Origin of the sequence: Streptomyces sp. NPDC046862, assembly GCF_040704615.1 — a bacterium.
Lineage (GTDB): Bacteria > Actinomycetota > Actinomycetes > Streptomycetales > Streptomycetaceae > Streptomyces.
Window position 1 is genome coordinate 225,138 of record NZ_JBEYXP010000009.1, and the last position, 13,104, is coordinate 238,241.

Genomic DNA, 13,104 nt, shown 5'->3' on the forward strand with positions numbered 1-13,104 from the left:
GGGCCGGGGCCCTACCGCGACCGTTACCGCGACCGCTGGGAACGCCAGAGCAGGTAGAGAGCGGAGGCGACGGCCGCGGCACGCAGGGCCCAGGGCCAGGTCTCGCTGATCGCGTCGTTCATGTGGCCCTCGGCGATGGGCTCGGGCCACTTGCCCTCCGTACGGCCCCACAGCCAGACGATCCAGGCGGCGCCGACCGTTCCGGGGACGCCCAGGACGGCCCACTTGGACTCGTTGGGGGAGAGACGGCGGGACAGATAGGCGATCAGCCAGCCGAGGGCGAGGGGAAGGAGACTGCCGACGACGGCGCCCGCGACGAGGAGGGCGGCGGCCAGCAGGAGCAGGGGGTTGGTCCAGCCACCTCCGGGCCGCACCCGCGGCAGCACCCGCCGACGGCCACGCCGGACGCCCGAGCCGTCCCCACCGCTCTCCTCGACCTTTTCGAGGCTGGGCGCATCCTGCTCGGCCTCGGGCTCGGACTGGGGCTCGGACTCATCGGACGGTTTCGGCTTCTCCGTCTTCGGAGGAGGTTTCAGCAGCTCGGGGATCTCCACACCCCCGACGAAGCCGGGCACGCTGTCGCCGAGGTCGAAGTTGCTCCCGTGCACACCGCCCTGAGGCCGGGCCAGGGGGTTGCCGTCCACCCGCCACCAGTCGGCCTGTACGGAGCTGTCCCCGAGCTCGTCGAGTCCCGCGAGGTGCGGCGGGGCGGGCCCGTCGTCCTGAGGTGGCGGCGGTGCGGGATCGGCGGGGCGCGGCCGGGGCACGACCCGGCGCAACCGCTTGGGCCGCTCCTCCACTTCCCGCTCCCGCTGGACGGGAACGGCGGCCCGCGGCTCCTCCGGCACCTCCGCCCCGCCACCGGCCCCACCCGCGGAGGTCACGACCTCGTCCGGGGTGCCGATGCGGGCGAGAATGCGGCGCACCGCGGCCGGACTGTCCACCGTCGTCTTCGACCGCCGCCGGTCGATCTCGTTCCGCAACTCCGCCACGAGCCGCATCCGCGCCGCCGACGGCAACTGCCGCTGCTGGGCCAGGTCTCCGACCCGGCTCAGGTACTCGAAGACGACCTGATCACTCTCAATCCCCACGAGTCCCCTCCGGGGCGGGTGCGTTGACGGACGAGCACGACAGACGTTACCGCGCCCCACCAGGGGGGTGTGGGGGGCGCAGCCCCCCACAAGGGGCGCGGGGAACTGCGCGACCAGCCACAAACGACCCGCACGTACCCCACAACATCACGGGGCTGCCACCCCTGCCCCGTGTAACGGCGCCCACACACCACCGGCACCCGAACCACACCCGGTACCGTGAAACGGATGAGCACCGAGGAGCCGGACCGCACCCCCCGTTCCCTGGCGGAAGCCCTCCGCACGAGGGACGACCACTCCCTGTCCACACTCCTCCGCACGCGCCCCGACCTCATCACCCCCGTCCCCACGGACCTCACCCAGCTCGCCACCCGAGCCGGCACCCGCGCCTCGGTCGTCCGCGCCCTGGAGCGCCTGGACCGCTTCGCCCTCCAGACCGCCGAGGCCCTGGCCGTGGCCCCCGACCCGGCACCGTACGAGGCGCTGCTCGCCCTGATGGCGGGCGACACCCCCGACGACGCCTCGGACGACACCTCAGACGACACCCTCGACGAGAACGAACCGGTGAGCGAACCGGTGGACGAACCGGTCACCACCGCACTCCCCCACGCCCTCGCCACCCTCCGCGAGCAGGCCCTCGTCTGGGGACCGGACGACCGTCTCCGCCTGGTCCGCACGGCCCGCGAACTGCTCGCCCCGTCCCCGCAGCACCCGTCCCCCACCGGCCTCGGCCCGACCGTCGCCGAAGCCACCTCCGGCATGTCACCGGGCCGCGTCCAGGAGATCGTCACCACCGCGGGCCTCCCCACCACCCACGACTCGGTCTCGGCCGTCACCTCCCTCACCGCCCTGTTCACCGACCGCGCCCGCATGGCCGCGCTCCTGACCACGGCGCCCGCCGAGTCGCTGGACGTGCTCACCCGCCTGGTCTGGGGCCCGCCCTACGGCCAGGTCACCGCCCACCCGGCCCCTCATCTGCGCTGGCTGCTGGACCACGGACTGCTCGTCCCGACGGCGCCGGGCACGGTCGTCCTGCCCCGCGAGGTCGCCCTGCACCTGCGGGACGGCCGGGCGCACCGGGAGACGCAGCCGCTGGCCCCGCCCCTGGAGGCCGCCGCCACGCACCGTCCACAGGCTGTGGACGCCGCGGCGGCCGGCCAGGCGTACACGGCGCTCGCGACCGTCGAGGAGCTCCTGAAGGACTGGGACGAGGGCGGCCCGGCCGTGCTGCGGGCCGGCGGCCTGAGCGTACGCGACCTCAAACGCACCGCCGTGGCCCTCGACGTGCCCGAGCCGGTCGCCGCCTTCTGGGTCGAACTCGCCTACACCGCAGGCCTGTTGGCGTCCGACGGCGAGGCGGACGAGCGGTACGCCGCAACTCCCGCGTACGACGAGTGGCTGGAGCGGCCCACCACCGAGCGCTGGACGCGGCTGGCCACGGCGTGGCTGACGGCGACCCGTACGGCGGGACTGGTCGGGGGGCGGGACGCGAAGGACCGTACGTTGTCGGCGCTGGGCCCGGGCCTCGACCGGTCGGCCGCGCCGGAGGTCCGCCACCGGGTGCTCGCGCTGCTGGCCGAGCTCCCCGAGGGCACGTCGGCCACGGCGGACTCGGTCCTCGCCCGCATGCGCTGGGAACGCCCGCCGCGGGGCCCGCAGGGCGCGACCCCGAGCCCACCCGGCGCCCACGCCCAGGCCGCGCCACGCGCCACGCAGGACGACGAGCGGCAGGACCTGCGCTCCCGGCTCGCCCGCTGGGCCCTGTCCGAGGCGGAGATGCTGGGCGTCACGGGCCGCGGCGCGCTGTCCTCGCACGGCCGGGCCCTGCTCGGTCTGCCCCCGGCTGCCGCGGCCGACGCCGCCGACCTGCCGGAGGAGCCCGGCGACAAGCTCCCGGCACACCACCAGCACACCCAGACGGCTCCCTCGGAGTCCCTGGGCACGGCCGAGCAGGCCGCGGCCGCCCTCCACGCCGCCGAGCTGCTCGCCCCGCTCCTGCCCGAACCCCTGGACCACGTCCTCCTCCAGGCCGACCTGACGGCGGTGGCGCCCGGCCCGCTGCAGCGCCCGCTGGCCGACACGCTCGACGTGCTGGCGGACGTGGAGTCCAAGGGCGGGGCGACCGTCTACCGCTTCACCCCGGCCTCGGTGCGCCGCGCCCTGGACGCGGGCCGCTCGGCCTCCGACCTGCACGCGTTCCTGACGGCCCACTCCCGCACCCCGGTCCCGCAGCCGCTCGCGTACCTGATCGACGACGTGGCCCGCAGGCACGGCCACCTCCGGGTCGGCGCGGCCTCCGCCTACGTACGCTGCGACGACGACACGATCCTGGGCGAGATCCTCGCCGACAAACGGTCCGCGCCCCTGCGCCTGCGCCGCCTGGCCCCGACCGTGCTGGCCGCCCAGACGGACCCGGCGACCCTCCTGGACGGCCTGCGTTCCCTGGGGTACGCCCCGGCCGCCGAGTCCGCCGAGGGCGACGTCCTGATCACCCGCGCGCACGCCCACCGCACCCCGCCGCGCACGGCCCCGGAGCCCGTCCCGGACGGCCCGCCGCCCCCGGACGACACCCTCCTCCTGGCCGCTCTCCGCGCCATCCGCGCGGGCGACCTCGCGTCCACGGCTCCCCGCAGGACGCCGTCCCCCGCCCCCAACGGCTCCCTCCCGCGCACCAGCTCCGCCGAGACCCTCGCCACGATGCAGGCCGCCGTCCTCACCGGCGAGGCCCTGTGGATCGGCTACGTCAACGCCGAGGGCAGCGCCAGCCAGCGCGTCATCGCCCCCGTCCGCGTCGAGGGCGGCTTCGTCACGGCGTACGACCACACGGCCGACGAGGTTCGTACGTACCCGCTGCACCGGGTGACCGGGGTGGCGGAGCTGGCCGACGACGCGCTGTAGGCCGGCGCGACGGCCACTCACTCGTCCGGGCGTAGGCGCCACTTCATGCGCGCCGTGCCCCACGGTTCGCTCTCTCGGCTGACCTTGCGGAGCATCCCGCATCGCGGTCCGGGCCGCTGGGCAGCCAGCCCTCGCAACCTTCAGCCCGAGCACCGGAAGGCACCCCCTATGCACCCCAAGCCCTGCGCCCGTACCCGAGCCGCCATCCTCGCCTCCGCGACCGCGGCGACCGCCGCGGTCGCCGTGCTGGGCGCCCTCGCGCCCGGGGCCGTGGCGGCTCAGGCGCCGCTGCCGCTGCCCGTCGCGGCCGCCGAGTCGCTGGTCACCGAGGGCGTCACCGTGGAGGGACCGCTGATCAACAACCTCACTCTGCCCACGCTGAGGTAGCCCGCCGCATCCGGTAGCTGTCCCCGTCGATCCGCACGAACTCGGCGTGGTGGGCCAGCCGGTCCACCATCGCGAGCGCGGAGGGGCCGCCGAAGATCTCGTCCCAGCGGCCGAGCGGACGGTCACCGGTCACGATCAGCGAGCCCCGCTCGTAGCGGTGCGCGACCAGTTGGAAGAAGAGCGCGGTGGTCTCCGCGCCGAAGGGGGTGTAGCCGACCTCGTCGACGATCAGCAGGGGGTGGTCGTCCAGCGCGGCGAGTTCCTCGGCGAGCCGGCCGGCGTCCCGGGCGCCGGCCAGCCGGGCGGCCCATTCGGCGGCGGACGCGAACAGCACCGAGTGCCCGGCCTGACAGGCGCGGATCCCGAGGCCGACCGCCAGATGCGTCTTGCCGGTGCCGGGCGGGCCGACGAGGACGACGTTGCGACGGGCGGCGACGAAGTCCAGTTTGCCGAGCCGGGCCACGGCCTCCCGGTCGAAGGCGCGGGGGTGCTCGGAGTCGAAGTCCTCCAGCAGCTTCCGGGCGGGGAACCCGGCGGCGCGCAGCCGGTCCTCGGCGCTGGGTTCGTCGTCGCGCGAGGTGGCCTGCGCCGGGACGAAGACCTTCGTCGAGGGCTCCTCGGGAGTGTCCGCGCGGTGCACCTGCACCGCCTGCTGAGCGCCCCGCGCGCCGTGCGCGGCCATCGGCCCCGACATGTACGCCAGGATCGCCGCCGACGCGATGAAGGCCATGTGGATCACCGTGCCCCACAGCAGGGCGTGGCGCGAGGTGTGGTGGACGTCCACGAACATCTGGAGCAGATGGACGGAGGAGATGCCCACGATGGCGGTGGCGAGCTTGACCTTCAGCACGTTGGAGTTGACGTGCGAGAGCCATTCGGGCTGGTCGCGGTGGCCCTGGAGGCCGATGCGCGACACGAAGGTCTCATAGCCGCCGACGATCACCATGATCAGCAGGTTCGCGATCATGACGACGTCGACGAGTTTGAGCACCGCGAGCATCACGTACGTCTCGGTCGCCTGCCCGGTCACGCAGCGGAGGATTAAATTCCACAGCTCCTTGAAGAACTTGTAGACGTACACGCCCTGGGCCGCCACCAGCCCGAAGTACAGCGGGGCCTGGAGCCAGCGGGTCGCGAACAGGGCGTACCCGAGCGTCGCGGTCGTCGGGGACGTGGTGGGCGCGAGGGACTGGCTGCGACCGGGCAAGGGGCTCACTCCAGGGCTACGGCACGGGCAGTGACCTGTGCGACTGCGACCCGCACGGTGCGCCATTCTTCGCGACAAGTGCCGCATATCTGAATTCCCGCCACTCATTGGAGTGGATAGACATCCAATACGACGTGACGCGGACGTCACCCTGCATCCATGTCGGCAGACCCTTCCGATCGGGCACACTGGACGTTTGGCCGAGCAGAGCCGTCCCGAAGGCCACCCAGAAGGCCAACCGGCCATCCCGAAAGGCAGCCGCGCGTGAATGGTCCCCTCATCGTCCAGAGCGACAAGACCCTCCTGCTCGAGGTCGACCACGAGCAGGCCGACGACTGCCGCCGGGCGATCGCGCCGTTCGCGGAGCTGGAGCGGGCCCCCGAGCACATCCACACCTACCGCGTGACCCCGCTCGGCCTGTGGAACGCGCGCGCGGCCGGGCACGACGCCGAGCAGGTCGTGGACGCGCTGGTGCAGTACAGCCGGTATCCGGTGCCGCACGCGCTGCTGGTGGACGTCGCGGAGACCATGGACCGCTACGGCCGGCTGACCCTCAGCAAGCACCCGGCCCACGGACTCGTCCTCGCCACCACCGACCGCCCGGTCCTGGAGGAGATCCTGCGGTCGAAGAAGGTCGCCCCGCTGGTCGGCACCCGTATCGACCCGGACACCGTGGCCGTGCACCCCTCCGAGCGCGGGCAGATCAAGCAGGTGCTGCTGAAGCTGGGCTGGCCGGCCGAGGACCTCGCCGGGTACGTGGACGGCGAGGCGCACCCCATCGAGCTGGCCGAGGACGGCTGGGCGCTGCGCCCGTACCAGAAGCAGGCGGTCGAGAACTTCTGGCACGGCGGGTCCGGCGTGGTCGTGCTCCCCTGTGGCGCGGGAAAGACCCTGGTCGGAGCCGGGTCCATGGCCCAGGCCAAGGCGACGACCCTCATCCTCGTCACGAACACCGTCTCCGCCCGGCAGTGGAAGCACGAGCTGGTGAAGCGGACCTCGCTGACCGAGGACGAGATCGGCGAGTACAGCGGGACGCGGAAGGAGATCCGCCCGGTCACCATCGCGACGTACCAGGTGCTGACGACGAAGCGGAAGGGCGTCTACCCGCATCTGGAGCTCTTCGACTCCCGTGACTGGGGTCTGATCGTCTACGACGAGGTGCACCTGCTGCCCGCGCCGGTCTTCAAGTTCACGGCCGATCTGCAGGCACGCCGCCGGCTGGGTCTTACGGCGACGCTGGTCCGGGAGGACGGGCGCGAGTCCGACGTGTTCTCCCTGATCGGGCCCAAGCGGTTCGACGCGCCGTGGAAGGAGATCGAGGCGCAGGGGTACATCGCGCCGGCCGACTGCGTGGAGGTCCGCGTCAACCTCACCGACAGCGAGCGGCTCGCGTACGCGACGGCCGAGACGGAGGAGAAGTACCGCTTCTGCGCGACGACGGACACGAAGCGGAAGGTGACGGAGGCGCTGGTGCGCCGTTTCGCCGGGCAGCAGATCCTCGTCATCGGGCAGTACATCGACCAACTCGACGATCTGGGCGAGCACTTGAACGCGCCCGTGATCAAGGGTGAGACGTCGAACGCCCAGCGCGAGAAGCTGTTCGACGCGTTCCGTGAGGGCGAGATCAGCGTGCTGGTGGTGTCCAAGGTCGCGAACTTCTCGATCGACCTGCCGGAGGCGACGGTCGCGATCCAGGTGTCCGGCACGTTCGGGTCGCGGCAGGAGGAGGCCCAGCGACTCGGCCGGGTGCTCCGTCCGAAGGCGGACGGCCACCAGGCCCACTTCTACTCGGTGGTCGCCCGCGACACCATCGACCAGGACTTCGCGGCCCACCGCCAGCGCTTCCTGGCCGAGCAGGGCTATGCGTACCGGATCGTGGACGCGGACGAACTACTGGCGGAGAGCTGAGGGCTCCGGGCCGGCGGTTCACGGAGGCGGGCGGTTCGCGGAGGCGGCGGTGTCTCACCGCTTCACCGCCTCACCGGCGCTGCACGCCCGCCTCGTCCGTGTACTCACCCATCACGACCACCTCGAAGGCGGCGCCGGCGAACACCTTGATCGCACGCAGCGTGTCGCCCAGCCAGTGGCGGTGATGACGGTCGTCGACGGCGGTCGCGCCTGAGGGCGGACCGTGCCGGGAGGGAATCGGGGAGAAGGTCGCTGCACTCATACCTCCATGATGGAATCGCGCCACCCGAACGGCGTCGGTCCAGGGACGGAATCTCCGCAGCCCGCCGATACCTCTCAGGTCCGCCCTCCCGTACGCCTCCGGGCGGAGGCGATCCCCTAGGGATACGGCGTCCGTATCCCTGAGATCGCGGGAGATCGCGGGAGATCGCGGGACGCCACGCGCATCCTCACGATCGCCCCGGCCGCCGGAAAATCATTCGCGCCCCTCCCTCCGGCTCACCTACAATCTCCGCTCTTGCCCGCCTCCCTCTCCGGAGTGCCGCCGTCCGGCCGGAACCGGACGGCACCGTCACCACCACACAGGCGTCATTCGCACGCGCCGTCCCACGGCAGTCGACCGGCCCGCGCGCCCTCACGCGTCGCGCACAACCGGCCGACGCACCGTCACGCCCGGAGGCAGAACCCGTGTCCACCCGACCCGCCGACCTCACGGCCGACCAGGGCCCCACCGATCCCGCCGACCCCGCCGACCCCCTCGCCCGCGAGCGTTCCCACCTAGCCTCGTCCCGGGCCGCGCTCCGCAGCATGCGGGAGGACGTGGAGTCGCTCGACATCAGCGACGTCACCGCGAACTGGGTGAACGCGGAGGCGCTCCAGCACCAGATCGACGAGCGCATCAAAGCCCTCGCGGACCTCAGCCACACACCCCTGTTCTTCGGCCGCCTCGACTACCTCCACACCCCGGGCGCCGACCGGGCCGAGGGCGCGGAGGGGGAGAGCCCGCAGCCGGAGGCTGCTTATCAGACGCTGTACATCGGGCGCCGTCATGTGCACGACGCCGTCGGTGACCCCATGGTCATCGACTGGCGCGCGCCCGTGTCGCAGCCGTTCTACCGGGCGTCCAAGCGGGACCCCATGGACGTCGGCCTGCGCCGCCGCTTCGGCTACACGGGCGGCGACCTCACCGCGTACGAGGACGAGCACCTCTCCGACCCCTCCGAGGCGGCCACCACCAGCAAGCTGCTCCAGCAGGAGATCGAGCGCCCGCGCGTCGGCCCGATGCGCGACATCGTGGCGACGATCCAGCCCGAGCAGGACGAGATCGTACGCAGCGGGCTGGCCGGCACGGTCTGTGTGCAGGGCGGCCCCGGCACCGGGAAGACGGCCGTCGGGCTGCACCGCGTCGCGTACCTCCTCTACGCCTTCCGTGACCGCCTCGCCCGCACCGGCACCCTCGTCATCGGGCCGAACCGCTCCTTCCTCCACTACATCGAGCAAGTCCTTCCCGCGCTCGGCGAGTTGGAGGTCAAGCAGGCGACCGTCGACGACCTCGTGGCGCACGTCGAGGTGCGCGGCACGGACGACGCGGCCGCCGCCGTCGTCAAGGGCGACGCCCGGATGGCGGAGGTGCTGCGCCGTGCCGTCCGCTCGCACGTCACGATGCCCACCGAGCCGGTCGTCGTGGTGCGCGGCTCGCGTCGCTGGCGCGTCCCGGCGTACGAACTGGAGGACATCGTCCGGGAGTTGCTGGAGCGCGACATCCGCTACGGAGCCGCGCGCGAGGCCTTGCCGCAGCGGATCGCGCACGCGGTGCTCGTCCAGATGGAGCGCTCGGGCGAGGCACCGGACGACCGCGTCCAGGACACCGTGGCCCGCAACTCCGCGGTGAAGGCGGCCGTCAAGGCGATCTGGCCGCCCGTCGACCCCGCGAAACTGGTCCTGCGCCTCCTCGCCGACGCGGACTTCCTGGCCGCGCACGCGGACGGGATCCTCAACGACGACGAACAGAAGACGATCCTGTGGGCCAGGCCGGCGCGGAGCGTGAAGTCCGCCAAATGGTCACCGGCCGACGCCGTACTGATCGACGAGGCCACCGACCTCGTCCAGCGCACCCACTCGCTCGGCCACGTCGTGCTCGACGAGGCGCAGGACCTCTCCCCCATGCAGTACCGGGCGGTGGGCCGCCGCTGCACCACCGGTTCCGCGACCGTCCTCGGCGACCTCGCGCAGGGCACCACGCCCTGGGCGACGCGGAGTTGGGAGGAGGCGCTGGCCCACCTCGGCAAGGGCGACGCCGTCGTCGAGGAGCTCACGGCCGGCTTCCGCGTCCCCACGGACGTCATCACGTACGCCTCCCGGCTGCTCCCCCACATCGCGCCCGGGCTGACCCCCGTGGCGTCGGTCCGCGAGAACCCGGGCTTCTTCGAGCTCCGTGCGATCGTGTCGGACACCGAAGTGGTGGTTGCCTGCGAGGAGTTGCTCGGCAACGAGGGCTCGGTCGGCCTCATCGCCGCCGACGCCAGGATCCCCGCCCTCGCCGAGGCGCTGACGGCGGCGGGCATCGCCCACCTCGACCCCGGCGAGGAGACGACCCCCGAGGCCCGCCTCACCCTGGTCCCCGCCTCGCTGGCCAAGGGCCTGGAGTACGACTACGTGGTCCTCGACGAGCCCCAGGCGGTCGTCGACGGCGAACCCGACGAACGCACCGGCCTGCGCCGCCTGTATGTGGCGCTCACCCGTGCGGTCTCCGGCCTGATCGTGACCCACGCGGCCCCCCTGCCACCGCAACTGGCCTGAGCCGTACGGGAAGCCGGCCGGACGCGGGACGCGCCCCCGCGGGGGCTGTGACCAGCACGAACCGGCCGGCTTCACCCCACGCTCATCCGGACGAAGCATCCTGCTCGTCCTCCTGGGGCACCGCGTATCCGGGAACGGACGGCCAGCGCACGGTCAGCACCACCGACTCCTCCTCCGCGACCCAGGAGTGGTCCACGCCCTTGCCCCACACGACGTAGTCGCCCTGCCGTTCCAGCAGAACGCTGCGGCCCGGAAGCTCGACGCGGAAGCGACCGCTGACCAGGACCAGCAGCGCCGTGCGCTCCTCGCCCCGCACCCACTCGGCCCGCTCGTCACCACGGGGGTGGACGCCCCACTTGATCTCCAGCGCGTCGCTGTGCCGGGGATCGCCCACCGGCTTGAAGTGGCCGAGCAGCCATCCGCGGTCCAGTGCCGCGTCCCTGCCCGCGTTGCCCACGTAGACGCCGTCGTCCACAGGGTCGTCCCGGTCGTCCGACATTCGCACCACCCGCTAGAGATCCAGTGCCGTACGCCATCGCCGTACCGCGTCGGCGGAGACGGGCGCGCTCCAGCCGCCCGGCCGGACGGCACCCCCGACATGAAAGGCGTCGACACCGGCGGCACGCAACTCCGGGACGTGCTCCAGCCGCAGGCCGCCGCCCACGAGGAGTTGCTGGGTGTACCCGGGCTCTCCTCTCCGTGCGGCCTCGGCGAGCAGGACAGGCGACCCGTCGTCGACGCCCTCGGCGGACCCCGCGGTCAGATAGGTGTCGAGCCCGGGCAGATCCGCGAGCTGCTTGCGCAGGGCGTCACGGTCGGCGGCGCGGTCGACGGCCCGGTGGAAGGTCCACGGGCACCCGTCCAGCACGTCCACGATCCGCTCGACGGCATCCAGGTCCGGGCCGCCGTCCTCCCCGAGGAACCCGAACACGAACTCCTCGGCCCCGGCGGCCCGCAGCTCCCGGGCGGCACGTACCAGCGCGGTGACGTCCCCGGCCGCGAACCCGTCCCCGAGCCGCACCATCACCCGGGCGGGAATCTCCACGGTCTCCCGGATCCCGGCCACCACCTCCGCGTCCGGCGTGAGCCCGTCCGCGGCCATGTCGGCCACCACCTCAAGGCGGTCGGCCCCTCCGGCCTGAGCGGCGACCGCGTCCTCGACGCCGAGGGCGATCACCTCCAGGACTGCACGCGTACGCATAGGACCCCTTTCGGACAGCCGCTCGCCGTGGGACTAGAGGTCTAGTCCAATCTCAGAGTACCCGGGTCTCATCCGAAAACGTTCAGCTCCCGTTCCCCCACCCCCACCAGTTCGTACCGCGTGCCGACCAGAGGCCGTCCCGCGTACAGGCGGATCAGGGTCGGGGCGTCGCCGAGGTAGCGGGCGGGCGGGGCGTCGGTGGCCGGAGGGCCGAGGAGCAGGGGCTCGTCCGTGTCGTCGAGATCGGCGTGGAGGGGGACGGGCGACTTGTCGCGGGCTCGGTGGGCCAGAAGGGTGAGGGCGTACGGGAGCCCGTCACCGGCGTACGCGCCCGGCACGCCGAACGCCTCGCGTACGTCGCCCGCGTGAATCCACTCTCCGAGGGCGACCGCGTCCAGCACGCCCCCTGCTTTCGCGAGGGCGGGGCCCGCTTCGGTCATACCCCTCTCCAGTTCGTCGACGACGCGGGAGACCGGCCAGTCGGCGCGCTCGGCGATGTCGCGGTCGTTCGACTCGGGGCTGAACACGCCCTCCTCGAACCGCCTTTCCACCACCCGCGTCAGCACCGCCGAGCAGTGCGCCACCACATCCCGCACCGTCCACCCCGGACAGGCCGTCCGCAGCGCGAACTCCTCCTCGGCCCGGGCACGGAGAAGGGGGATCAGGGCTTCCCGTTCAGTGACGAGCAGTCGTCCGGGGAGCTCGGGGTCACGTTCCAGTGCGTCGTGTGCGTCTGCCGGTTTCATGGGGTCACGCTAGGCGGCCGGACGGAGGGCGCGCCAACACCTTTGAGGCCCAGGAGCACAATGACCCCATGCCCGACCCCGACGCCCCTGACACCCCCCACACCTCTCACGCCCCCGGCACCCCCGACGCCCGGCTCGACTCCCTCCGCGACCGCTGGCTGCGCACCCTGCTCGCGGCCCGCGAGGGTGCCCGCCACCCGGATCCGTACCCCTACGCGGACAACCTGCTGAAGCGCTGGTCGGAGCCGCAGCGCCGGTATCACACGGTCGACCATCTGGTGGCCGTGCTGGACCGGGTCGACGAGTTGGAGGAGTGCTTGGAGGGCTACGCCGACGACCCGGACGCCGTCCGGCTGGCGGCGTGGTTCCACGACGCGGTGTACCTGCCGGACCGGTCCGAGAACGAGGAGCGGTCGGCGCGGCTCGCCGAGCGGGCGCTGCCCGAGGCCGGGGTCTCGCGGGAGAGGACGGACGAGGTCGCCCGGCTGGTGCGGCTGACCCTCACGCACGACCCCGCCGACGACGACACCAACGGGGCTGTCCTCTGCGACGCGGATCTGGCCATTCTGGCGTCGGACCCGCGGGCGTACGACCGTTACGCGCGGGCCGTTCGCGAGGAGTACTCGTTCGTCCCCGACGACGCCTTCCGCACGGGCCGGGCGGCCGTGCTGCGCCAACTCCTCGATCTGCCAAGGCTGTTCAGGACGCCGTACGGACAACGGGAGTGGGAGGCACCGGCCCGCCGGAACCTCGGGGCCGAAATCGATCGGCTCACGGCCAGGTTCTGAGACAGACCGGCACGACGGGAATGCCCGTCCCCGTCCCCACGGCTGACCTCGTACATGCGCACCCGCTCAGACACCGCCC

11 protein-coding genes are annotated in these 13,104 nt (G+C 72.8%); 5 read left to right on the top strand and 6 right to left on the bottom strand.

Features of this window, described 5'->3' with window-relative positions; genetic code table 11:
- Nucleotides 1-23 precede the first annotated feature (23 nt).
- Nucleotides 24-1,091 carry a hypothetical protein gene (locus AB0959_RS12895; RefSeq protein ID WP_366826406.1) on the bottom strand — a complete coding sequence of 356 codons (1,068 nt, stop codon included), beginning with the start codon at nt 1,089-1,091 and terminating at the stop codon, nt 24-26.
- Between the two features lie 228 nt (nt 1,092-1,319).
- Between AB0959_RS12895 and AB0959_RS12900 the strand changes: the two genes are divergently transcribed.
- Both AB0959_RS12900 and AB0959_RS12905 read left to right on the top strand, forming a co-directional pair.
- Nucleotides 1,320-3,989: a helicase-associated domain-containing protein gene (locus AB0959_RS12900; protein WP_366826407.1), complete on the top strand. Its 2,670-nt coding sequence runs from the start codon at nt 1,320-1,322 to the stop codon at nt 3,987-3,989.
- Between the two features lie 168 nt (nt 3,990-4,157).
- A complete protein-coding gene (locus AB0959_RS12905) occupies nt 4,158-4,376 on the top strand; it encodes a hypothetical protein (RefSeq protein WP_366826408.1) in 219 nt (72 codons plus the stop codon).
- On the opposite strand, the gene istB is transcribed toward AB0959_RS12905, so the two are convergent.
- Entirely contained in the window at nt 4,354-5,583 is a 1,230-nt protein-coding gene (gene istB, locus AB0959_RS12910) for an IS21-like element helper ATPase IstB (RefSeq protein WP_366826409.1), read from the bottom strand. The genes AB0959_RS12905 and istB overlap by 23 nt on opposite strands.
- Before the next feature lie 264 nt (nt 5,584-5,847).
- Here istB and AB0959_RS12915 point away from each other — a divergent pair, with 264 nt between their 5' ends.
- Nucleotides 5,848-7,491 (top strand): DNA repair helicase XPB, encoded by a 1,644-nt coding sequence (locus tag AB0959_RS12915; protein ID WP_366826410.1) that lies wholly within the window; start codon nt 5,848-5,850, stop codon nt 7,489-7,491.
- 70 nt (nt 7,492-7,561) lie between these two features.
- Here the strand turns inward: AB0959_RS12915 and AB0959_RS12920 are convergent, their stop codons facing one another.
- Nucleotides 7,562-7,753 (bottom strand): hypothetical protein, encoded by a 192-nt coding sequence (locus tag AB0959_RS12920; RefSeq protein WP_366826411.1) that lies wholly within the window; start codon nt 7,751-7,753, stop codon nt 7,562-7,564.
- Nucleotides 7,754-8,178: 425 nt separating this feature from the next.
- On the opposite strand from AB0959_RS12920, the gene AB0959_RS12925 reads away from it, so the two are divergent.
- On the top strand, nt 8,179-10,290 hold the full coding sequence (locus AB0959_RS12925; RefSeq protein WP_366826412.1) for an ATP-binding domain-containing protein: 2,112 nt from the start codon (nt 8,179-8,181) through the stop codon (nt 10,288-10,290).
- Between the two features lie 82 nt (nt 10,291-10,372).
- Here AB0959_RS12925 and AB0959_RS12930 read toward each other — a convergent pair whose 3' ends face one another.
- The 3 genes from AB0959_RS12930 to AB0959_RS12940 form a co-directional block, all read right to left on the bottom strand.
- Nucleotides 10,373-10,765 carry a signal peptidase I gene (locus AB0959_RS12930; RefSeq protein ID WP_366826453.1) on the bottom strand — a complete coding sequence of 131 codons (393 nt, stop codon included), beginning with the start codon at nt 10,763-10,765 and terminating at the stop codon, nt 10,373-10,375.
- Nucleotides 10,766-10,801: 36 nt separating this feature from the next.
- Entirely contained in the window at nt 10,802-11,491 is a 690-nt protein-coding gene (locus tag AB0959_RS12935) for a copper homeostasis protein CutC (protein WP_366826413.1), read from the bottom strand.
- Nucleotides 11,492-11,559: 68 nt separating this feature from the next.
- Nucleotides 11,560-12,237: a maleylpyruvate isomerase family mycothiol-dependent enzyme gene (locus AB0959_RS12940; RefSeq protein WP_366826414.1), complete on the bottom strand. Its 678-nt coding sequence runs from the start codon at nt 12,235-12,237 to the stop codon at nt 11,560-11,562.
- A 68-nt stretch (nt 12,238-12,305) separates the two neighbouring features.
- Here AB0959_RS12940 and AB0959_RS12945 point away from each other — a divergent pair, with 68 nt between their 5' ends.
- On the top strand, nt 12,306-13,025 hold the full coding sequence (locus tag AB0959_RS12945) for a hypothetical protein (protein WP_366826415.1): 720 nt from the start codon (nt 12,306-12,308) through the stop codon (nt 13,023-13,025).
- Nucleotides 13,026-13,104: the final 79 nt, after the last annotated feature.

Excerpts from the sequence above, each read along its gene's own strand:
- AB0959_RS12900 (WP_366826407.1), top strand. The coding sequence starts at position 1,320 with ATGAGCACCGAGGAGCCGGACCGCACCCCCCGTTCCCTGGCGGAAGCC.
- AB0959_RS12905 (WP_366826408.1), top strand. The coding sequence starts at position 4,158 with ATGCACCCCAAGCCCTGCGCCCGTACCCGAGCCGCCATCCTCGCCTCC.
- AB0959_RS12920 (WP_366826411.1), bottom strand. The coding sequence starts at position 7,753 with ATGAGTGCAGCGACCTTCTCCCCGATTCCCTCCCGGCACGGTCCGCCC.
- AB0959_RS12935 (WP_366826413.1), bottom strand. The coding sequence starts at position 11,491 with ATGCGTACGCGTGCAGTCCTGGAGGTGATCGCCCTCGGCGTCGAGGAC.
- AB0959_RS12940 (WP_366826414.1), bottom strand. The coding sequence starts at position 12,237 with ATGAAACCGGCAGACGCACACGACGCACTGGAACGTGACCCCGAGCTC.
- AB0959_RS12945 (WP_366826415.1), top strand. The coding sequence starts at position 12,306 with ATGCCCGACCCCGACGCCCCTGACACCCCCCACACCTCTCACGCCCCC.